Here is a 20,488-nt window from a genome sequence, read left to right as displayed (position 1 = left end):
GCGATCAGCTGTTGAAGAACAGCGACTTGGCCAGTTGATCACCGATGCTGCTGCGGTGGATTTCTATCATTTCCCAGTCACTGGGGCCGGTGCGTTGGCGAGAGCCACCAAGCCGCTGTTGTTCACGAGTTTTGAGGTGGGCCTTCTCGAATCTCTCAGGGGCGGCGCCTTTCGTTGCGTAGTGAAAGTGCGCGTACCACAGCACAGTGTTGGTCTCTTTATCGCGTACTTCGTACTCATCCAGATAGCCCTTCGGAGGCCCTTTGACGGCGCGGCGGCTGAAGGTTTTGGCGATCCTTATCAGCCCTTGGCTATGCAGCCACTCCACCCGCGCGGCAGTGGGCGGTTGCTGTTTGATCATGTCGATGTAGGTTTTTCTGCCCAGGCGATAAAGCCGCTGTGCTGCGTCGTTGAGGTTGCGCTTGGTCGACGCGGCGGAAGTATGATCGCTTTCGGTGAGATTGCGCCGAGTCAGCGCCTGCTCGATATCGTTTGATGCGTCCTCCAGTTTTTTGGCGTAGGCGTCGAACATATCTTGGAGGTCCTGGGGCGAATGCCAGGGTTTACGCGAGAAATTCCGGTACTTGTGGGTTTCCGCGTGCTCGTTATCCAAAAGCGTTTGCCCGGTGTTGATGCCGGTATCCAGGTCTACAGCGGCAGGCGCTGGCGGTGGCGGGGTGACCTTTTGCCGTTTGACCCAGACGCCTGGGGTTTTTTCATGAAACGTAGCGAGCACCTTACCCGTCACGGACGCCCTGACATCAGCCAGCGTGCTGTCGGACTCATGGGGGTGGGCTATCAAAATGCCGTCGTAGCGTGTCTTGATGACTTTGCGCTGTGGCGCACGTGGGGCCTTTGAGCCGCCGGGCTTGGGTTCCAGGGCTTTTTTCTCGCGCAGCAGTTGCGCCAGGTCGTGAGTGGCCCGCTGGCTGAAGTCGCTAATTTGCTGTCGAAAGCTTTCCAGGCGGGATTTCAGCAGAAACTGCGGGTGGTCGGCATGCAGGTCCAGCAGGCGTTGATCTGCGCTGGAAAATTGCTCAACCAGGCTGTTGAGCACATCAATGCGTTCATCCAGCGTGCCGTTACCCCGTTTCATGATTTCATTGAAACTCTCGACGTTAAGTTCGGCTGTATCGACGCTTTGGTTCATCTGCTCTCGCAGCGTGGCAGGGATCTGGCTTTGCTCTTCATCGATACACAAGTAGCGAGCCAAGCCGATCTCCAGGGATTTGAGCTCAGCGAGGGTGAGCGGTGGCAACTCGCCCATGGTTTTGTGAATGACCGCTGCGCCGTCATCTCCCAGCACTTTGAGATCGCTGAAACGGTCGTTGATGAACTCCAGGCGCTTGATGATTGCCAGGTTCAAGGTGGACAGATTTTGCGCGCTTCGCGCCTGGCTTTTATAGTCAATGTCTACCTCGGCATCGAGGATTGAGAACGACGATTTTAAGGCCTCGCTATAGCCCACCAATTGTTGTTCCACGGCTATCTGAGTCAGTTGTATTTGCTGCTTCAGGTAACCACTCATGTTGCTCTGATAGGCGGGCATGGCGTCGATGATGCTCAAGGACTTCAGCTGACTGATCGCTTCATCGTATGCCACCAGCCGGCTGTCGACCTCACCTATGAACGCTGTACGCCGCAGGTCGGTGGAAGGGCCGGGGGCCGCATCCAGCGCGGGCCTTGACTCAAGCACGTCCAGTTGTCTGCGGGCGGCGACCGCGTCGAAGGTGTTGAGCTGGGTCCTGAGTGCCGTAATGCGCGCAGGCTGATTGATCTTGACCGCTCGCCGACGGTTTCGAAGACCTCCGCCTCGTAGTCGCAAACGGACATCGACAAACCATTGGCCCGCCAGGTTGCTGATCAGCGGCGGGCCGGTACGCAACGGTGCCTTCGGGTCGATGGTGATGACACTGTCGTTGTCATCCACTATCACCTCGAACCAGCGCTTGCCAACCGGTGCATACCATTTGTCTGCAAGCGGATAGAGATTTAGGTGGCGACCGGGGGTTTTGTTTTGTTCGCCAAGCTTATTGGGTTTGGTGACATTGAAACTGTCGAGTGCCTTGGCCAGGCTCTGGTGGCTATTACTCAAGGCCCCGCTGGTATGCACGTCGCCTTGATGCTTGGCGGGAAGTTGGCCGTCGGGGATATTTGCTTGTTGCACAGCAGTATATTTTTTCTCGGCAACTGCCGGTTTACGCGCCGCTTCGATTGTCGTTGGCTCCGATTCAGTATTGATCTTGAGGCCATCGAGTTGCTGCTGCGGGCGAGGGTGGCGCAGAGCCGTGTGCAGGATCAGCGCCATACCCAGGTTGAGGAATACATCCACCAACGCTGCCCAGGACGCGGGCTGGTCATCCTTGCTCACGGCCTGCGCGGCGTCTTGCAAATCATCCATGATTTGCCAGATCCAGGCGGCGATTCCGAGGGTTCGCCCCATAAAGGGCAGCGCGGCATTGAATATTTGCCAGCCGGCCTGTCGAAAGGTCGCCCAACGTTTCTGCACGTTGGACACTGACTGGCGTGTCGCCAACTCGACCATGGCATTGGCATTGGCCTTGAACAGCGTCGCCAACGTGTCGCTCCCTATCTCTTCATCGGTCAGCATCACCGGGCCGCTCATGTACAGCACGGTAAACGGTTCGACCAGCACGCGCACCACGGTCCAGGGGGAGGGCAGGGTATCGGGAAAAACGTACTGGGCGTAATTGAACCTTTGTGCTTCGGGTAGCCATGCCAACACCGACTCGCGCAAGGACCGGTCATGTTTGATGGCGTACAACAGGTTTTGCCGCGACGCAAATTGCACCAGGGTTGGTTCAAGCATGGGCCGATAAAGCATGCAGGGGCCGGCGTCGGATTGCCTTGGGCCGATCACGAACATATTGGCAACCACGTCTTGCTCATGGCCGGGGCGCAAGGTGGGTATGAAGGCCAGGCGACGGATGACGATGGGTTGCCCATCTACGTGGCGCTCATGTCCATCGGTGCGCATCACGGCAGCGATGTAGCGGTAACCGAGTTCATCAATGCCGCCCTGGTTGCGGATTTTCATTTGCAGAGCCAGCAACGGCAGTTGTATCTGCAGGTGACTGGTGTAGAGCTGCTGTCGGTGGCTGGATTGCAGCGGGTCGTCGAGTAACTTTTGTTTGATCAGGGCGGGGTAGTACTGGCCTATATTGATGTCTTCGATCACGCCTTTCAGGTAGTCGTAAGTCAGCCAGGCCGGTACGCCGTTCTCCTCGCCGTCGTAGTGCACCGTCGCATTGCCGGTGGGCAGGCCCGTGAGGTTTTCCAGGGCCAGGTCGATCAGGCTGCGGCGGGTGGTGTCCACAGCTCCCGGTACGATAAACGTGCCCCACAGAACCGGGCTTTGGATAACAATCTCGATTTTGTCCAGGTTCAGGCTCACGTCCTTTTCAGGCGCGCGGATACGGCTGTGCAACTGTGCCCGGGCATAGTCACGAATGGGAGGAATATCGCCCTGGAACGTTTCGCCTTGGTAACGGGTGTGCAGGTGGGCCAGGTCGATCAGGTAGCGGCTGTAGGCGGCGGTATCGTAGTCCGTCGCCGAGGCCAGCCAATCTGGAAGTTGTTGGTGAATCTCGCGGATACTCGACAGTTGGTGATCGCTCATTTCTTCGATGCTGGGCGCGATGTGGGCGACGGGGGGAGCACCTGACCCGGACCCACCGAAACTCCCAATGACCTGGATTTGCAGCGAGACCAGAGTGCAGGCCAGCGTATCGAAGAAGTTGCCGTCGGGCTCATACAAGCGCCATTGTAAGGTGGTGTCTCGCTCGGGCGCAGGCAGCCGGGCAGCCAGCGAGTCGCCGAACTGGGTCAGGGACTCGAACACCTCATATCCGCTCACCAGCGAGTGCGTCAGTACTATCTGGCGCTTCTCGTGCTCACCTACCAATACGGTGATGTCCAGGAAGCTGGTGTGGGTGGACTGGCCGTCCTGAAGAGTATCTATATCAACCATGTAAGCATGGCTTTTGTAAGGGTCTTTCAGTGAACGCTTGGCCCGGTCGGGTTCCTGGAAAACCGTGCGAGCCATGGCACATTCGTGTTCACCCAGGTCTTGCTCTTCGCTGATGTTCCACACCTTTCTCAGAGAGTGGGAAAGGGACTGCCAGCGGGAGCCGGTGGCACCGTTGGACCCGTTCCAGAAGTCCAGCTGCTGTTCCTGGAAGGCGGTGAACAGCAGATCGGATAACTCGTTGATCAGACGTGCGATGGCATCGACTTTCACCGCGAGGTGTACAGGCGCCGCAGCGTTCGGTTGCAATGTGAGGAAGTGTTGGCCGTCGATGTAGGTCACTCTGTCGCCGGACAATGCCTGATGAGCCAGCACCGAGGCGAGCGATTCGATAATGGCCGGTGCACGCTCGACGGCGTTACCGACCACCTCCCATTGAGGGCTGACCACCACGGCCAGATCGGGGTCGATATTCAGCGAGGGGTACAACTCTTTGAGTGCCGAATGTAGTGTGGCGGCGGCGACTTCCCGGGTGGTAGGGCCGGTAGTCAATTGGGTGAGCAGTTCATAGGTACTGGGTGGGCGGTGGTTATCAGCGATGTCATTGGGCATGTGCTGCTCCTTTGCATTCGATGGCCCGGGCGGGCTTCAGGAATGGGCAAGGTAGCGAGCGGCGTTGCGGCTGGAGCGGTAGATACGTCGAGGTGCAGCCGTTACGCCAAACAATAAGGGCCGCTGTCGTTGTTCTGGTGCCCGTAGGTGACCAACTGTTGCTGGAAGGCCAGGCTCGGCCAGCCAAGTAGGCGGTCTTACCTGAGCCTACCGCTATACCCGCGCCTGGCGCCGCCTCACATCCCGGATTTGATCTTGGTCCAGGCCCTTGTCCTGGCGCGCTCGACTTTGCTGTCCAGGGGCTTGAGCGTGTAAAGCGTGGCCATCGCCGCCTCGGTCGGGTACAGGTTGGGATTATTGCGAATCGCCGGGTCGACCTGCTCGGTAGCGTCCTTGTTCGGGTTGGGGTAGCCGACAAAATCACTGATCGGCGCAATTACCTGAGGTTGCAGCAGGTAGTTGATGAAGGTGTAGGCGTCCTGCGGGTTTTGCGCGCCCTTGGGGATGGCGAGCATGTCGAACCAGATCGGCGCGCCTTCTTTGGGCAGGCGCATGTCCACGGTCACGCCATTTTTGGCCTCTTTGGCGCGGTTGGCGGCCTGGGAAAAGCTACCGGAATAACCCACGGCCACACAAATGTCGCCGTTGGCGATATCGGCCATGTATTTGGACGAGTGAAAGTAGGTGATGTAGGGGCGGATTTTCATCAACAGCGCCTCCGCTTTGACGTAATCCTTGGGGTTGCTGCTGTTGGGGTCCAGGCCCAAATGTTGCAAGGCCAGCGGCAGAATTTCCGAGGGCGAATCCAACAGGGCGACCCCGCATTGTTTGAGTTTGCTGATGTTCTCTTCCTTGAAGATCAGGTCCCAACTGTCCACCGGCGCATTGTCGCCCAACACCGCTTTGACCTTGGCCGGGTTGAAGCCGATCAGGATGGTGCCGTACATGTAGGGCACGGCGAATTTATTGCCGGGGTCGTTGGCTTCGATCAGCTTCATCAGCTTGGGGTCGAGGTGGTTCCAGTTGGGCAACTGGCTTCGGTCCAGCGCCTGGAACACGCCGGCTTCGATCTGCTTGGCCAGGAACACGTTGGACGGCACCACCACGTCATAGCCCGAGTTGCCGGTGAGCAACTTGGCCTCAAGGGCTTCGTTGGTGTCGAAGATGTCGTACACCAGCTTGACCTGCGGGTGCTGTGCCTTGAAGTCTTCGAGCGCCTTGGGGGTGATGTAGTCGAACCAGTTGTAGACCTTGAGGGGTTTCTCTTCGGCGTGGGCCGCGCCGCCAAGAACGGCTGCGCAGAGGACGAGTGACTTGAGCATGTTCATTGGGCGGACTCCTCAAAACCTTCGAGCACGTTGACGGCGTTGATGCCGATTTCTTCCACGGCGTAGCCGCCTTCCATCACAAACAGCGTGGGTTTGCCCAAGCGGGCGATGCGTGCGCCCATCGCCAGGTAGTCCGGGCTGTCGAGTTTGAATTGCGAAATCGGGTCGTCTTTGAACGTATCCACACCCAGGGAAACGACGATGATGTCGGCGCCATAGCGCGCAATCTCGGTGCAGGCTTCTTCGAGTGCTGCGCTCCAGCGATCCCAGCCGGAACCTGCCGGCAATGGGTAGTTGAAATTGAAGCCTGCGCCGGCGTCTTCTCCCCGTTCGTCGGCATACCCCAGGAAAAACGGAAACTCCGCTTCCGGGTGCCCATGGATCGAGGTGAAGAGCACGTCACTGCGGGCATAAAAAATCGACTGCGTGCCGTTGCCGTGGTGGTAATCCACGTCGAGAATCGCGACCTTTTTGTGGCCTTGGTCGAGGAATGCCTGAGCGGCAATGGCCGCGTTGTTGAGGTAGCAATACCCGCCCATCAAATCGCTGGCGGCGTGATGCCCCGGCGGGCGACACAGGGCAAAGGCGGCGTTTGCACCTTGTGCGATTGCCTGCTGCGCCGTCAGGGCGACTTGCGCGGCGCTGTAGGCGGCTTGCCACGTGCCGGCGGTAATCGGTGCGCCACCGTCAAAACTGTAATAACCCAGTTGGCCGTGCAGGCTGGCAGGCAGTACCCGGCGCAGGGTGCGGGCAGGCCAGGTGTAGGGCAGCAAGTCGCCGTCCTGGCCGAACTCGGTCCAGCGCGCCCAGGCACCCTTGAAGAAGTCGAGGTAGTCGCGGCTGTGAATGCGTTGCAGTGGTGCCAGGCCAAAGTCCTGCGGCGCCTGAACCGGGCCCAGGTCGCGGTCCTTGACCCGTTGCAACACATGGTCGGCGCGCGATGGCATTTCGAAGCAGGGCATCAGTCGCCCGTCCATCAATTCGCAACGGCCGTGATGCAGGTGGTGATCGTCCGAGTAGATCGTCAGCATTTATTGTTCTCCGCAGGCTGTATCGGTGGATGCAGTCTTGCGGCGGGCGGGTTTTAAGAGAACGGCAGGAGCGGCCAAAAGGGGATAAATCTGGCCAAATTGTCTGTCCTCAATTCGCCCCGAAATGGCGCGGCCATGCGCCTTCAACTGGCATCAGGGCCGGAACTGGCTGGGCGCCACGCCGCTCCAGCGCACGAAGGCATGCCGAAAACTGGCGGTTTCGCTGAAGCCGAGTTGCTCGGCGATCCGGTAGATGGGCAGTTCATCGTCGGCCAGCCATTGCTTGGCTCGCTCAAAGCGCAACTCGTCGAGCAGCTCCTGGTAGCTGCAGCCCAGATCATGCAGGTGTCGACGCAGGGTACGGGCCGAGCAGTTCATCTGTTCGGCCAGGCCTTCAATCCCGGGCGCCGCGCTGAGTTGGTTGGCAAGCAGTTGGCGGATTCTGCCAAGCCAGGCCTGGCGACCGGTGAATTCCAGGTTCTGTTTGCGGCAACGCTCGGCCATGGCCTGGTGAGTGATCGCGTCGGCCAGAGGCAAAGGGTGGTCCAACCAGCGTTTGTCGAAGGCAAACGCGTTGGTGGTGGTTTCAAACTGCAGCGAGCAGGCAAAGCACTCGCCGTAGCGCGCCTGATAATCCGGTGCGCTGTGCTCAAAGCGCGCGGCGAGCAGCGGCAGTGGTTGGCCGAGCAAGTCGTCGCAGATGACCTTCAGCGACGCCAGGCACAGTTCAACGTTGAACATCGCAAGGCTCGGGGTTTCCCGGTAGTCGCTGGCGGTGAACCAGATACGCTCAGCGTCTTCTTCAAGGCTGAGCTCGAAAAGTGTTCCCAGCAGCGCCGGATAACGCAACGCCAGGCGCAAAGCGTCACCGAAGGTGGCACTGGTGAGCAAGGCGTAACCGAGCATGCCGTAGGCCGAGACATGCATCCGGCGGCCCAACTCCAGGCCCACATCCCGGCGCAGGGCCACGGCGTTGGCGCATACGCGCATTTCCTGATTGGTGGTGATGCGCGTATCGGCGCGGCTCAAGTCCGCCGCACAGATGCCACTGCCGGCGAGCAGCGCTTCAAAGGGCAAGCCTTCGGCCTTGAACGTGCTGAGCACCAGGGAAACGGCATTGAGGGTGGTGAGGTGGGAGTGCAGCATGGGAACTTCCAGCCAGGGGATGGCTGGAAGTGGAGCAAGTTACATGCCGGTCAGCTCAGTTCGCCGCACAGGTCCAGTTCCACCAGGCGGCGGACCTCGTTGGTCGCCAGCCCGGCACCCAGCAGCACCTGCAGCTTGCCGAATACCGCTTCGCGGGTCATGCCGCCACCGGACAGCACGCCCACACCGCGCAGACGGCTGCCGGCCTCGTAGACGTCGAGTTCCACGCCACCTTCATGGCATTGGGTGATCGCCACCACGACCACGCCCAGGGCCTGCGCGCGCTTGAGGCTGGCGAGGAACGCCGGGTTATCGCTCGGCCCGGTGCCGCTGCCGAAGCATTCCAGCACCAACGCCTGAATACCGCTGTCGATCAGTGCGTCCAGTTGCGCGGCGGCGATACCCGGCACCAGCGGCAGCACGCCGACGTTGGCCAGCGCTTTGGGTTGGCGGTAATCCAGGGCGGGCGGCAGTGCATCGGCCTTGGCTACGCCGCCATTGCGCTGCAAGGCGGCAAATGGATGGCGACCAAAGCTGCGAATCTTCGCGCATCGGGTCGGTGCCATCAGTGCGCCGTGGAAGTACAGCTGCACACCTGGTGCAAGGCCTTCGCCCAATGCCAGCAGGGCGCCGCTGACGTTTTCCCAGGCATCGCTGTCGGGCACGCCGGCAGGCAGCATGGAACCGGTGAACACAACCGGCGCCGGCAGGCCGAGCAGTTGGAAACTCATCGCCGCCGCGCTGTAGGCCAGGGTGTCGGTGCCGTGCAGGATCAGCACGGCGTCGCAGCCGTCGTCCACGGCTTCAATCACAGCGGTGCGCAGGCGCTGCCAGTAGGCGGGGGTCATGTTGGCGCTGTCGATCAGCGGCGCCATTTCCCGGAAGCGCCAGGCAGGCACTGGCAGGTCGGCAATCTGTTCGCGCATACGTGCTTCGAAACCGGAAGCCGGGGCCAGGCCGTTGGCGCTGGCCTGCATGCCGATGGTACCGCCGGTGTAGAGCACCATGATGTTGTTAGCTTTGGACATCGAGAATTCTCCTGAACGAAAAACGCCGCCGGGCCCAGAGCATGCCCAAGGCCGGGCGGCGTGTCATCTATCTAGGCTTTCTACGCTCAGCGTTGCGCTTGAGCGTTCAGTTCAGCCGATGCTTGAGCGCCAGGCTCAGGCGTCGCCGGGTTTGCCGGCCACGCTTTGCGGTCCAGGTCCAGGTCAGGGAACTTGCTGGAATCGAACACTGGCGTCTTGATGCCTGCCGCACGTTGGCCATCGTAGTCATTCAGGATGCGCATGGCGATCTTGAACAGGAACGCCAGGGCGAACAGGTTGACGAACGCCAGCAGGGTCATGGTGATGTCGGCGAAGGCGAACACGGTGCTCAGGTTCTCGATGGAACCCCAGAAAATCAGCACCAGCACCAGCGCACGGTAGCCCATCAGCACCTTGCGGTTGTTGCCGACCAGGAAGCGCAGGTTGCTCTCGCCGAGGTAGTAGTTGTACATGATCGAGGTGAACACGAACAACGCCAGGGCCACCGAGATGAACATGCGGCCCCAGTCGCCGACCACGGCTGCCAGGGAGTTCTGGGTCAGGGCAATGCCGTCGCCTTCAAAGCCTGGGGTGTAGAAACCGGAGAGCAGGATCAGCAACGCGGTGCAGGTGCAGATCACGAAGGTATCGAGGAACACGCTGAATGCCTGTACCACGCCTTGTGCGATCGGGTGTTCGACCGAGGCCACGGCGGCCACGTTAGGCGCACTGCCCAAACCGGCTTCGTTGGCGAACACGCCGTGTTTCACACCCATGATGATTGCGCTGCCCACCAGGCCACCGAAGGCTTGGTCGAGACCGAAAGCGCTCTTGACGATGGTCGCGAGCATGGCCGGCACGTGGTCGAATTGCAGCACGATCACGTAGAGGGTCACGGCGATGTAGACCAGGGTCTTGACCGGCACCAGCAGGTCGGCGATCGAGGCGATACGCTTGATCCCGCCGATGAACACCAGGCCCAGCAATACCGCCAGCGCGAGGCCGGTGTAGGTGGTGTCGAGGCCAAAAGCATTGTTCAGCGAGTGGGTCACGGCGTGGGCTTGCAGGCCGTTGAAGGCGAAACCGAAGGTCACCAGCAACAGGAACGCCATGACCATACCCAGCCAGCGCTTATGCAGGCCGTGCTGGATGTAGTAGGCCGGGCCACCACGGTAGGTGCCTTCAGCGTCGGTGCGCTTATACAGCTGGCCGAGGGAGCATTCGATGAAGCTCGAAGACATGCCCACCAGCGCGGTGACCCACATCCAGAACACGGCACCCGGGCCACCCAGGGTGACGGCAATGCCGACACCGGCGATGTTACCGGCACCGACGCGGCCGGCCAGGCTGAGCATCAGCGCCTGGAACGAGCTGAGTTGGCCGGCGCTGCTCTTCAGGCTGTCTTTAAACACCGAGAACATGTGGAAAAAGTGACGCAATTGAACGAAACGCGAGCGGATCGTGAAATAACCGCCGAGCCCGACAATGAGCACGATCAGTACTTTCCCTGAGAGGAAGTCGTTGATGACTTCGAGCATGGAGTGTTCCTCGCTGATTTTTCTAATGGCAAACGCAGGACGGTCCGACGCGTCGCTCGGCACCAGGCAGTGCACGACGCTTCGCCCCAATCCTTTTGCGGGTGTTGTTATTCATGCGCTTTCGCGTTGTATCCGGGCCTCGTTACCGACGGCCGCAGACGCGAAGAGGGGCGGCACTATACCTAGGCGAGCGTGATCCGTCTGCACGGGGCGATTAAAGGTTTCAGCCAAGCTATTGCAGGCAAGGAGGGTTTGTAGGGCGTTATTGGATTTTTTATGGGCGTCATTTCACAACCTTGAGGCAAAAAAAAGGGCCTGAAGAACGAGCCTTCAGGCCCTCAAAAGGTGAGAGGTGTCTAGTCCCTCATCCTGGTGAGCAGTGCAACAAACGTTAGGCCTTCAGCGGGACCAAACGTGGGGCAATCATGTTTTCGGGGCGCAGGATGTCGTCGAGCATGGCGTCGTCGAGCAAGCCTTCTTCGCGCACCAGTTCCAGCACACCGCGACCGCTTTCAAGGGCGATGCGCGCAATGCGGGTGGCGTTTTCATAGCCGATGTACGGGTTCAGCGCGGTGACCAGGCCGATGGAGTGCTCCACCAGCTCGCGGCAGCGTGCTTCGTTGGCGGTGATGCCGACGATGCAGTGCTCGCGCAGCATGTCCATGGCGCGTTGCAGCAGGCGGATCGAGTCGAAGATCTTGAACGCGATCAGCGGCTCCATCACGTTCAACTGCAGTTGGCCGCCTTCGGCCGCCATGGTCAGGGCCAGGTCGTTACCGATGACTTGGAACGCCACCTGGTTAACAGCTTCCGGGATCACCGGGTTGACCTTGCCGGGCATGATCGAGCTGCCTGGCTGGCGTGCCGGCAGGTTGATCTCGTTGATGCCGGTGCGTGGGCCGCTGGACAACAGGCGCAGGTCGTTGCAGATCTTCGACAGTTTCACTGCGGTACGCTTGAGCATGCCGGAGAACAGCACGAAGGCGCCCATGTCGGAGGTGGCTTCGATCAAGTCGGCAGCCGGTACCAGCGGCTGGCCGCTGATCAGGGCCAGGCGCTGCACGGCCAGGGCCTGGTAGCGCGGGTCGGCGTTGATGCCGGTGCCGATCGCGGTGCCGCCCAGGTTCACTTCGGTCAACAGCTCAGGCGCCAGGGTTTTCAGGCGGGCCAGGTCTTCACCGAGGGTGGTGGCGAAGGCGCGGAATTCCTGGCCGAGGGTCATCGGCACGGCGTCTTGCAATTGGGTGCGGCCCATTTTCAGCACGTGGCTGAACTCGACGCCCTTGGCGGCGAACGCCTGGATCAGGCTGTCGAGGCTGGCCAGCAGTGCATCATGGCCCAGCAGCAGACCCAAGCGGATCGCGGTCGGGTAGGCGTCGTTGGTCGACTGCGCCATGTTCACGTCGTTGTTAGGGTGCAGGTACTGATATTCGCCCTTGTTGTGGCCCATGGCCTCCAACGCGATGTTGGCGATGACTTCGTTGGCATTCATGTTGGTTGAAGTGCCGGCGCCGCCTTGAATCATGTCCACCACGAATTCTTCGTGGAAATCGCCGCGGATCAGGCGGGCACAGGCTTCGCTGATGGCAGCGTGCTTGGCTTCGCTGAGCTGGCCCAACTCACGGTTGGCGTCAGCGGCTGCTTGCTTGACCATTGCCAGGCCGACCACCAATTTCGGGTAATGCGAAATCGGAACGCCCGAGAGGCGGAAGTTATTCACCGCTCGCAGGGTCTGGATGCCGTAGTACGCTTGAGCCGGTACTTCAAGTACGCCAAGCAGGTCTTTTTCTGTGCGGAATGATGCAGCGGAGGACATGACGGAAATCATCTCGATATGGACCCGGAACAGGCCGGAACGCTGTGAATGCTAGGCTTGTGGGAGTTTTTGGGCCAATGCTGTTAAACACTGGCCTATGCACAAACGGCATAATGAAGGTGTGACCCAGCTATCATGGCGGGCGTGTGTGCCAAAATGGTGCATACCCGTGGGAGGAAGTGATGAACCTTGAGAGCAAATGGCTGGAAGACTTCAGCGCCTTGGCGGCCACCCGCAGCTTTTCCCAGGCGGCAGAGCGACGCTTTGTTACCCAGCCGGCGTTCAGCCGTCGTATTCGCAGCCTGGAAGCTGCGCTGGGCTTGACCTTGGTCAACCGCTCGCGCACGCCAGTCGAATTAACGGCGGCGGGGCAGTTGTTCCTGGTGACTGCGCGCACGGTGGTCGAGCAACTCGGCGAAGTGCTGCGCCATTTGCATCACCTGGAAGGCGGGCAGGGCGAAGTCATGCAAGTGGCGGCGGCGCATTCCCTGGCATTGGGCTTCTTTCCACGCTGGATCGCGCAACTGCGCAACGAAGGCCTGAACATCGCCACGCGACTGGTCGCCACCAACGTCGGTGACGCCGTGCACGCCCTGCGTGAGGGCGGCTGCGATTTGATGCTGGCGTTCTACGACCCGGATGCCGCCATGCAGATGGATCCGGAGATCTTCCCGTCGCTGCACCTGGGCAATACCGAAATGCTCCCGGTGTGCGCCGCCGATGCCGAGGGCAAGCCGTTGTTCGACCTGGAAGGCGAGGGCAGTGTGCCGCTGCTGGCCTACAGCGCCGGCGCATTTCTCGGGCGCTCGGTGAACCTGTTGCTGCGCCAGCGCGCACTGCGTTTTACCACGGTGTACGAAACCGCCATGGCCGATAGCCTCAAGAGCATGGCGCTGGAAGGCCTCGGCATTGCCTGGGTGCCGCAACTGAGCGTGCGGGCCGAACTGGCGCGCGGTGAACTGGTGGTGTGCGGCGGCCCGCAATGGCATGTGCCGCTGGAGATTCGTCTGTATCGCTGCGCGTTGGTGCGCAAGGCGAACGTGCGGTTGTTGTGGCGTAAACTTGAAGGTGGTGCTGCGGGGGCGACTTCTGGATGAGCAGGTGAAGTCGCCGACGCCGACGTCTGATGTACATCTGGTGTGTCAGCTGAACTTGCTTAGATAGGTGCGGATGTTTGTTCGGTTCTTATCGCTGAAGCGGTAATCGTTTGCGTGCATTGTTGAAACACTACTATCGTTCATGACAGTTTCATACCACCAAGGGAAATGATAGTTAACTTCGGCGTCGCTTGGTTTGGCGCCGAACATAAGCCCTACGGCGTGGGCAATTCCCCTGTCGTCATTCAATGCAGCAATGCCGGCGTCCAAGCCCGGAGCGCCTGATCCAGGGTGACCGTCTTCACTTTTTGGCGTTATAAACAAGTATTTTTTGAGTTCTTCCGAGTTGTCGGTAGCGTGTTGCTTCTGTTGGCGCTTCAAATAGTCGACCTGTGAGTTCAGGTCGCTGAGCTTGTCGCCGCCTTTGCTGAAGCCACGCAGATGTGAGTAATGATCGACGTTGAACTTGACCTCGCGCCCAGCATATTTTTTAAATTCAGACTGGATCAGGTTGAAGTTTTTTTGCATTCGGTCTTCCTGCGACTGAGTAAGCCTGATGCTCTCATGCAAAATAACTTGTATTTCAACAGGTTTTTTTTCAGTGCTGGCAAGTATAGGGCTGTTAACTTTTGCAACTTGCCAGAAGTCAAAGGGTGATCTGTGAATGGATTGCATGACTAGCGCTCTCTATCGACTCAAAGGCTTATTTAATAAATCAATCACGCCGGGCATGTAAAACGCTTACTTGTTAACATGTGTGTTCAAGTGTTTATTTCCTACAAATTGTTGCTCAAGAACGCTGTTCGATCTTTCGAGCACATTCGGAGCGTCGTCAGCGCCGGCCTGACTTTTAAGTCAGTTTGTGCGATTGGTCAGGCCTGTGACGGGCGGTCTTCCAAGGGGCTGTTTATCTGGATTATTACGGTATACTGCGCGGCCTTCGGCCGGTCTAACCGGCCTTAATTCGTACACCAAGCCACGCCGGATTTCCCGCGTGGCTTGTTGTTTTTTGACGCGCCTGCGGGCGCCCAGAGAGAAGAGGCACGACGATGAGTGCATTGGTTGGCGTGATCATGGGCTCCAAGTCCGATTGGTCCACCCTTAGCCACACCGCCGATATGCTGGAAAAACTCGGCATTCCGTATGAAGTGAAAGTGGTCTCTGCCCACCGCACCCCGGATTTGCTGTTCCAGTATGCCGATGAAGCAGAATCCCGTGGCATCGAGGTGATCATCGCCGGTGCCGGCGGTGCGGCGCACCTGCCAGGCATGTGTGCGGCCAAGACCCACCTGCCGGTGCTCGGTGTGCCGGTGCAGTCGTCGATGCTCTCGGGCGTGGATTCGCTGTTGTCCATCGTGCAGATGCCGGCCGGTATTCCGGTGGCCACCCTGGCAATCGGCAAGGCCGGCGCGATCAATGCTGCGTTGCTGTCCGCCAGCATCCTGGGCGCCAAGCACCCGCAGTTCCATGCGGTGCTGAAAAAATTCCGTGCTGAGCAGACAGACAGCGTGCTGGACAATCCAGACCCACGCATCGCCTGAGGTTATTGACGATGAAGATCGGTGTAATCGGTGGCGGCCAATTGGGCCGCATGCTGGCCTTGGCGGGAACCCCGCTGGGGATGAACTTCGCTTTCCTGGACCCGGCGCCCGACGCTTGCGCGGCGGCCCTCGGCGAGCACCTGCGGGCTGACTACAGCGACCCGGACCATCTGCGCCAACTGGCTGACGAAGTTGACCTGGTGACCTTCGAGTTCGAAAGCGTCCCGGCCGAAACCGTGGCCTTCCTGTCGCAGTTCGTGCCGGTGTACCCGAGCGCCGAAGCCTTGCGCATCGCGCGTGACCGCTGGTTCGAGAAGAGCATGTTCAAGGATTTGGGCATCCCGACGCCGGCGTTCGCCGACATCCAGTCCCAAGCGGACCTGGACGCCGCCGTCGCCAGCATCGGCCTGCCAGCCGTGCTTAAAACCCGCACCCTGGGTTACGACGGCAAGGGCCAGAAAGTCCTGCGCACGGCTGCCGATGTGGTCGGCACCTTCGCCGAGCTGGGCAGCGTCGCCTGTCTGCTGGAAGGCTTCGTGCCGTTCACCGGTGAAGTCTCCCTGATCGCCGTGCGTGCGCGTGATGGCGAAACCCGCTTCTACCCGTTGGTGCACAACACCCACGACAGCGGAATCCTCAAGCTGTCCGTGGCCAGCACCGACCATCCGTTGCAGGCTCTGGCCGAAGACTATTCCAGCCGCGTACTTAAGCAACTGGATTACGTCGGCGTGATGGCGTTCGAGTTCTTTGAAGTCGACGGTGGCCTCAAGGCCAACGAAATCGCCCCGCGTGTGCACAACTCCGGGCACTGGACCACCGAAGGCGCCGAGTGCAGCCAGTTCGAAAACCACCTGCGGGCGGTGGCGGGCTTGCCGTTGGGCTCCACGGCCAAGGTCGGTGAGAGCGCCATGCTCAACTTCATCGGTGTTGTACCGCCAGTGGAAAAAGTCATCGCCATCGACGACTGCCATCTGCATCACTACGGCAAGGCCTTCAAGGCCGGGCGCAAGGTCGGCCACGCCAACCTGCGCTGCAAGGACCGTGCGACCCTGCAAGGGCAGATCCTCAAGGTCGAAGCGCTGATCGCCGAGCAATAACCCGGGGGTCGGCGGGAACCATTGGTTGCCGCCGTCTCTCTGATTGCAGGATGGCAAAGCCTGACTAGGCTTTGGCATGACTCACATTCAATTCAGAGGGAAATGCCATGGGTATCATCGGAACCATTTTTATCGGCCTGATCGTCGGTCTGCTCGCGCGTTTCCTCAAGCCTGGCGACGACAGCATGGGCTGGATCATGACCATCCTGTTGGGTATTGCAGGTTCCCTGGCCGCCACTTACGGTGGTCAGGCCCTGGGCATCTACCAGGCGGGTCAAGGCGCAGGCTTTATCGGTGCGCTGATCGGCGCCATCGTGTTGCTGGTGATTTACGGTCTGCTGCGTAAAAAGTAATTAAGCGACAAAGCCCTCTGCGCTGCGCAGGCGCAGAGGGCTAGAATGCTCGGCATCTGAACTTGCCGAGTTTTTTCATGCGCCGTCTTTTATTCACACTCCTCCTGTTGGGCTCAGGCCTGGCGCACGCCGGTGAACTGCCGGAAACCGATTGGCTCGACCTGATGCCGCTGTCCGATCAGAAAGCCCTCGAAGCCATGCCCGAGATCGACCACAACTCCCCCGAAGCCCAAGGCACGTTCACTGACAAAGGTGGCCTGAAGCAGAGCAAGGGCTTGCCGGCGGTGATGTATTCGACCAAGACCGTGGCCGCCATGAACGGCAAGAATATCCGTATCGGCGGCTACCCGGTGCCGTTGGAAACCGATGCCAAAGGCCGCAGCACGCTGTTCTTCCTGGTGCCTTACCCAGGCGCCTGCATCCATGTGCCGCCACCGCCCCCTAACCAGTTGGTGCTGGTGCGTTATCCCAAGGGGTTGAAGCTGGATGATATCTACACGCCGCTGTGGGTCACGGGCACGTTGAAGGTGGAGAAGGTCAATAACGATTTGGCGGATGCGGCGTATGCGCTGGATGCTGGGAAGGTGCGGGTGGTGAAAGAGTCCGATCTCTAGATCATGACGCAGAACCCAATGTGGGAGCGGGCTTGCTCGCGAAGGCGTAGTGTCAGTCAATATAACGTTGACTGGTCCACCGCATTCGCGAGCAAGCCCGCTCCCACATTTTGATCAGCGTTTACTACAGGGCGATACGGGTGATGCTCACGCCCAAAGTATGGCTTTCACCCGGCGCCAGGCTCACCACATCATCCAGCACATTTGCTGTCTCGATGCACAACATGCCCTGCCAGCCATCATCGGCCATGTCGTCGAACGCCTTGGCGCGCTCGGTCCAGGGGTTCCAGATCACCGTCGAGTTCGAGCCCCGGCTGGTCAACTGGAGGCGGCGCTGCCAGTCTTTATCGACAATGTTCAACTGCGCCGGGGTATTGAGGTAGATACGGTCGGTCTCGGCCGTGAAGTGCAGCAAACCGGATTGCTGTTTGTTGCTCCAGCCGTCGGCGGTATCGATATACGCCAGCCCATCCAGGCCTTCGACCTGTACGTTGCGCACGTCGCTCACGGCGAAATAGGTGTGCAGCGCCTGGCTGAGGCTTACCGTATCGGTGCCACGGTTGTGGCTGGTCAGGTGGATATGCAGTTGATCGTCGAGCAGCAGGCTCAGCTTCAGGTCGACCTGATGGGGCCAGCCGGGAAAACCGCCCGCAGGCACCGGCAATACCAGGTCGACGCGCAATGCATCGCCTTCAATCGTGGTCCCGGCCAATTCCCAGCGCGCGGTCCGTACAAAACCGTGGGCGCCGGCAGGTTGATCGCTCTGGCGCATCGCTTTTACGCTGTGCGGGTTGCGGTCGAACACACCGAACCACGGCCAGCACACCGGCACGCCGGTACGGATGCCTTTGCCTTGTTTGAACACCGCCTCGGGGTTCGGCCAGATCAACGGCTGCTCGCCCTGGCGCTGGTAACTGAAGATATGCGCGCCCTGTTGGGCCACCTGCAGTTCGGCGCCGTTGTGACGGATGCGCCAGCAGTCCAGCTCGTCGACTTTCACGGTTTCAACGTGGGGCGTAGGCATACAAAGCACTCTTGATGGCAGGCAATGGGGCAATTGACCGTCAAAACCCAGCGAGGTTTAACGTGCGCGTGACGGCACCGAGCGCGTGCGGCCGCTGCCATCGATGGCGACGAACACAAACACCGCCTCGGTGACCTTGCGCCATTCGCTGGACAGCGGGTCATCGCTCCAGACTTCGACCATCATCTGGATCGAACTGCGGCCGATTTCCAGGGCCTGGGTATAGAAGGACAATTGCGCGCCCACTGCCACCGGTACCAGGAATGCCATGCGATCAATGGCCACGGTGGCCACGCGGCCGCCGGCGACCTTGCTGGCCATGGCCGTGCCGGCCAAGTCCATCTGCGCGACCAGCCAGCCGCCGAAAATATCGCCAAAACCGTTGGTTTCACGCGGCAGGGCGGTGATTTGCAGAGCGAGATCGCCTTGCGGGATAGGATCTTCTTGTTCGAGTTCGATCATGCCGAGGGTGCCTCTGACCCGTGACGCTTCATGGGTATTTCAAGTGGATAGCCGTCTTCCGGAAAAACGTTTCAGCACCAACATACACCGCTCGATACGTTTCTCATAAGGCGTACTAAAGGGAAACTCTGCCAAATCGGCTGGATGGCACCCAACGACGTTTTGGCACAGCAGCCCGTCAAGACAGCGGGTTTGGCGCTTGCACGGGCCGAGTATATCGAGACCCTGGCGCCACGACGACCTCCCGGCACTCATTTGGTCGGCAAATCGCGGCTGTAATGCGGCTTTTTCGCGTAACTGTGCTTCTGGTGGCAAATAAAGCGCAGGAACGAGGAATAACGCACGCCTTTAAACTGTTATTCGGTGGGCGCTGTGCTTTTTCAAGCGATTTGCTATCTTGCCAGACCCGCCGCAAGTCCCGGGCTTGCCGTCACTACTATAAGAGAAGCCTTGCCATGTCCTCCGTGCCCGCAAGCAGTGCGCAACCGTCGCGCCCGCTGACCCGCAACGACTACAAAACCCTGTCACTGTCTGCCTTGGGCGGGGCGCTGGAGTTTTACGACTTCATCATCTTTGTGTTTTTCGCCACCGTGGTCGGAAAACTGTTTTTCCCTGTGGACATGCCGGAATGGCTGCGCATGATGCAGACCTTCGGCATCTTCGCCGCCGGCTACCTGGCGCGGCCGTTGGGCGGCATCATCATGGCGCACTTCGGCGACTTGCTGGGTCGCAAGAAGATGTTCACCTTGAGCATCTTCATGATGGCCGTGCCGACCTTGATCATGGGCCTGCTGCCGACCTATGCGCAGATCGGCCTGTGGGCGCCACTCCTGCTTCTGTTGATGCGCGTTATCCAGGGCGCGGCGATTGGCGGCGAAGTACCCGGCGCCTGGGTGTTCGTCTCCGAACACGTACCGCCGCGCCATATCGGCTACGCCTGCGGCACCCTGACCAGCGGCCTCACCGCCGGCATCCTGCTTGGCTCGCTGGTGGCTACCGCCATCAACAGCCTTTATAGCCCGGAGCAAGTGTCGGATTACGCCTGGCGAATCCCGTTCCTGCTGGGTGGCGTGTTCGGCCTGCTCTCGGTTTACCTGCGCCGCTGGTTGCATGAAACGCCGATCTTCGCCGAAATGCAGCAACGCAAAACCCTGGCTGCCGAGCTGCCCCTGCGCGCCGTATTGCGCGACCACCGTGGCGCCATCGTGCTGTCGATGTTGCTGACCTGGTTGCTGTCGGCCGGTGTTGTCGTGGTCATCCTGATGACCCCGACGGTGCTGCAAACCGTCTATCACTTCAGCCCGACCATTGCGCTGCAAGCCAATAGCCTGGCCATCGTCACCCTCAGCCTGGGCTGCATCGCCTCCGGCGCCCTGGCCGACCGCTTTGGCGCCGGCCGTGTGCTGGTTATTGGCTGCTTGTTGCTGTTGGCGACGTCGTGGACGCTGTACCACAGCCTGATCGATCACCCGAACTGGCTCTTCCCGCTGTACACCCTGACGGGCCTGTTTGTCGGTGTGATCGGCGTGGTGCCTTACGTGATGGTGAAAGCTTTCCCACCCGTCGTGCGCTTCAGCGGCTTGTCGTTTTCCTACAACGTCGCCTACGCCGTATTTGGTGGTTTGACGCCGTTGGCGGTGTCGCTGCTGATGAAGGAAAGCCCAATGGGCCCTGCTTACTATGTCGCCGTGCTGTGTGTCATGGGGACGTTGGTGGGTGGGTACCTGTGGAAGCGTGGGCGGTAAGCCGCCATTTGAGGGGCGTTCCTACGCAGCTGCGTAGGAACGCTCATAGATTACAGAGTATTTCTGAA

Annotated in this window: 16 protein-coding genes; 6 read left to right on the top strand and 10 right to left on the bottom strand. The window is 60.0% G+C overall.

The window, feature by feature from the left end; all coding sequences use genetic code 11:
* Positions 1 to 4 precede the first annotated feature (4 nt).
* From CPH89_RS09680 to aspA, 7 genes are all read right to left on the bottom strand, one after another.
* Complete coding sequence (locus CPH89_RS09680) at positions 5 to 4,600, bottom strand: dermonecrotic toxin domain-containing protein (RefSeq protein WP_053258720.1); 4,596 nt, start codon at positions 4,598 to 4,600, stop codon at positions 5 to 7.
* A 236-nt stretch (positions 4,601 to 4,836) separates the two neighbouring features.
* Complete coding sequence (locus CPH89_RS09675; protein WP_053258719.1) at positions 4,837 to 5,928, bottom strand: polyamine ABC transporter substrate-binding protein; 1,092 nt, start codon at positions 5,926 to 5,928, stop codon at positions 4,837 to 4,839.
* Positions 5,925 to 6,959, bottom strand: a complete 1,035-nt coding sequence (locus CPH89_RS09670; protein WP_053258718.1) for a histone deacetylase family protein — start codon at positions 6,957 to 6,959, stop codon at positions 5,925 to 5,927. Before CPH89_RS09670 ends, CPH89_RS09675 begins: the two co-directional genes overlap by 4 nt.
* 153 nt (positions 6,960 to 7,112) lie before the next feature.
* Positions 7,113 to 8,105 (bottom strand): AraC family transcriptional regulator, encoded by a 993-nt coding sequence (locus CPH89_RS09665; RefSeq protein ID WP_053258717.1) that lies wholly within the window; start codon positions 8,103 to 8,105, stop codon positions 7,113 to 7,115.
* A 50-nt stretch (positions 8,106 to 8,155) separates the two neighbouring features.
* Positions 8,156 to 9,133, bottom strand: coding sequence for an asparaginase (locus CPH89_RS09660; protein ID WP_053258716.1), 978 nt, complete (start codon positions 9,131 to 9,133; stop codon positions 8,156 to 8,158).
* A gap of 86 nt (positions 9,134 to 9,219) precedes the next feature.
* Positions 9,220 to 10,671 (bottom strand): alanine/glycine:cation symporter family protein, encoded by a 1,452-nt coding sequence (locus tag CPH89_RS09655; RefSeq protein WP_053258715.1) that lies wholly within the window; start codon positions 10,669 to 10,671, stop codon positions 9,220 to 9,222.
* Between the two features lie 391 nt (positions 10,672 to 11,062).
* Entirely contained in the window at positions 11,063 to 12,487 is a 1,425-nt protein-coding gene (gene aspA / locus CPH89_RS09650) for an aspartate ammonia-lyase (RefSeq protein WP_053258714.1), read from the bottom strand.
* A gap of 182 nt (positions 12,488 to 12,669) precedes the next feature.
* Here aspA and CPH89_RS09645 point away from each other — a divergent pair, with 182 nt between their 5' ends.
* Positions 12,670 to 13,584, top strand: coding sequence for a LysR substrate-binding domain-containing protein (locus CPH89_RS09645; RefSeq protein WP_053258713.1), 915 nt, complete (start codon positions 12,670 to 12,672; stop codon positions 13,582 to 13,584).
* Between the two features lie 45 nt (positions 13,585 to 13,629).
* Here the strand turns inward: CPH89_RS09645 and CPH89_RS09640 are convergent, their stop codons facing one another.
* Positions 13,630 to 14,259, bottom strand: coding sequence for a hypothetical protein (locus CPH89_RS09640; RefSeq protein ID WP_141125128.1), 630 nt, complete (start codon positions 14,257 to 14,259; stop codon positions 13,630 to 13,632).
* Positions 14,260 to 14,633: 374 nt separating this feature from the next.
* On the opposite strand from CPH89_RS09640, the gene purE reads away from it, so the two are divergent.
* The 4 genes from purE (at position 14,634) to CPH89_RS09620 (ending at position 17,189) form a co-directional block, all read left to right on the top strand.
* A complete protein-coding gene (purE, locus tag CPH89_RS09635; protein WP_003195648.1) occupies positions 14,634 to 15,125 on the top strand; it encodes a 5-(carboxyamino)imidazole ribonucleotide mutase in 492 nt (163 codons plus the stop codon).
* 11 nt (positions 15,126 to 15,136) lie between these two features.
* Positions 15,137 to 16,222: a 5-(carboxyamino)imidazole ribonucleotide synthase gene (locus tag CPH89_RS09630; protein WP_053258711.1), complete on the top strand. Its 1,086-nt coding sequence runs from the start codon at positions 15,137 to 15,139 to the stop codon at positions 16,220 to 16,222.
* A gap of 107 nt (positions 16,223 to 16,329) precedes the next feature.
* Positions 16,330 to 16,575 (top strand): GlsB/YeaQ/YmgE family stress response membrane protein, encoded by a 246-nt coding sequence (locus CPH89_RS09625; protein WP_053258710.1) that lies wholly within the window; start codon positions 16,330 to 16,332, stop codon positions 16,573 to 16,575.
* 77 nt (positions 16,576 to 16,652) lie between these two features.
* On the top strand, positions 16,653 to 17,189 hold the full coding sequence (locus CPH89_RS09620) for a DUF3299 domain-containing protein (protein WP_017135795.1): 537 nt from the start codon (positions 16,653 to 16,655) through the stop codon (positions 17,187 to 17,189).
* A gap of 124 nt (positions 17,190 to 17,313) precedes the next feature.
* On the opposite strand, the gene CPH89_RS09615 is transcribed toward CPH89_RS09620, so the two are convergent.
* Entirely contained in the window at positions 17,314 to 18,213 is a 900-nt protein-coding gene (locus tag CPH89_RS09615) for a D-hexose-6-phosphate mutarotase (RefSeq protein ID WP_053258709.1), read from the bottom strand.
* 57 nt (positions 18,214 to 18,270) lie between these two features.
* Positions 18,271 to 18,675 (bottom strand): acyl-CoA thioesterase, encoded by a 405-nt coding sequence (locus CPH89_RS09610; RefSeq protein WP_003176975.1) that lies wholly within the window; start codon positions 18,673 to 18,675, stop codon positions 18,271 to 18,273.
* 455 nt (positions 18,676 to 19,130) lie between these two features.
* On the opposite strand from CPH89_RS09610, the gene CPH89_RS09605 reads away from it, so the two are divergent.
* Positions 19,131 to 20,420, top strand: coding sequence for an MFS transporter (locus CPH89_RS09605; protein WP_053258708.1), 1,290 nt, complete (start codon positions 19,131 to 19,133; stop codon positions 20,418 to 20,420).
* Positions 20,421 to 20,488 lie beyond the last annotated feature (68 nt).

Source organism: Pseudomonas fluorescens (assembly GCF_900215245.1).
GTDB lineage: Bacteria > Pseudomonadota > Gammaproteobacteria > Pseudomonadales > Pseudomonadaceae > Aquipseudomonas > Aquipseudomonas fluorescens.
The sequence above is the reverse complement of the archived record's forward strand: the minus strand, read 5'-3'. Positions and strand labels throughout refer to the sequence as shown.

Bases quoted from the DNA above. Each gene is read 5' to 3' on its own strand.
- aspA (WP_053258714.1), bottom strand. From the start codon at position 12,487: ATGTCCTCCGCTGCATCATTCCGCACAGAAAAAGACCTGCTTGGCGTA.
- CPH89_RS09675 (WP_053258719.1), bottom strand. From the start codon at position 5,928: ATGAACATGCTCAAGTCACTCGTCCTCTGCGCAGCCGTTCTTGGCGGC.
- CPH89_RS09665 (WP_053258717.1), bottom strand. From the start codon at position 8,105: ATGCTGCACTCCCACCTCACCACCCTCAATGCCGTTTCCCTGGTGCTC.
- CPH89_RS09610 (WP_003176975.1), bottom strand. From the start codon at position 18,675: ATGATCGAACTCGAACAAGAAGATCCTATCCCGCAAGGCGATCTCGCT.
- CPH89_RS09660 (WP_053258716.1), bottom strand. From the start codon at position 9,133: ATGTCCAAAGCTAACAACATCATGGTGCTCTACACCGGCGGTACCATC.
- CPH89_RS09670 (WP_053258718.1), bottom strand. From the start codon at position 6,959: ATGCTGACGATCTACTCGGACGATCACCACCTGCATCACGGCCGTTGC.
- CPH89_RS09625 (WP_053258710.1), top strand. From the start codon at position 16,330: ATGGGTATCATCGGAACCATTTTTATCGGCCTGATCGTCGGTCTGCTC.
- purE (WP_003195648.1), top strand. From the start codon at position 14,634: ATGAGTGCATTGGTTGGCGTGATCATGGGCTCCAAGTCCGATTGGTCC.
- CPH89_RS09655 (WP_053258715.1), bottom strand. From the start codon at position 10,671: ATGCTCGAAGTCATCAACGACTTCCTCTCAGGGAAAGTACTGATCGTG.
- CPH89_RS09645 (WP_053258713.1), top strand. From the start codon at position 12,670: ATGAACCTTGAGAGCAAATGGCTGGAAGACTTCAGCGCCTTGGCGGCC.
- CPH89_RS09620 (WP_017135795.1), top strand. From the start codon at position 16,653: ATGCGCCGTCTTTTATTCACACTCCTCCTGTTGGGCTCAGGCCTGGCG.
- CPH89_RS09640 (WP_141125128.1), bottom strand. From the start codon at position 14,259: ATGCAATCCATTCACAGATCACCCTTTGACTTCTGGCAAGTTGCAAAA.
- CPH89_RS09605 (WP_053258708.1), top strand. From the start codon at position 19,131: ATGTCCTCCGTGCCCGCAAGCAGTGCGCAACCGTCGCGCCCGCTGACC.
- CPH89_RS09680 (WP_053258720.1), bottom strand. From the start codon at position 4,600: ATGCCCAATGACATCGCTGATAACCACCGCCCACCCAGTACCTATGAA.
- CPH89_RS09630 (WP_053258711.1), top strand. From the start codon at position 15,137: ATGAAGATCGGTGTAATCGGTGGCGGCCAATTGGGCCGCATGCTGGCC.
- CPH89_RS09615 (WP_053258709.1), bottom strand. From the start codon at position 18,213: ATGCCTACGCCCCACGTTGAAACCGTGAAAGTCGACGAGCTGGACTGC.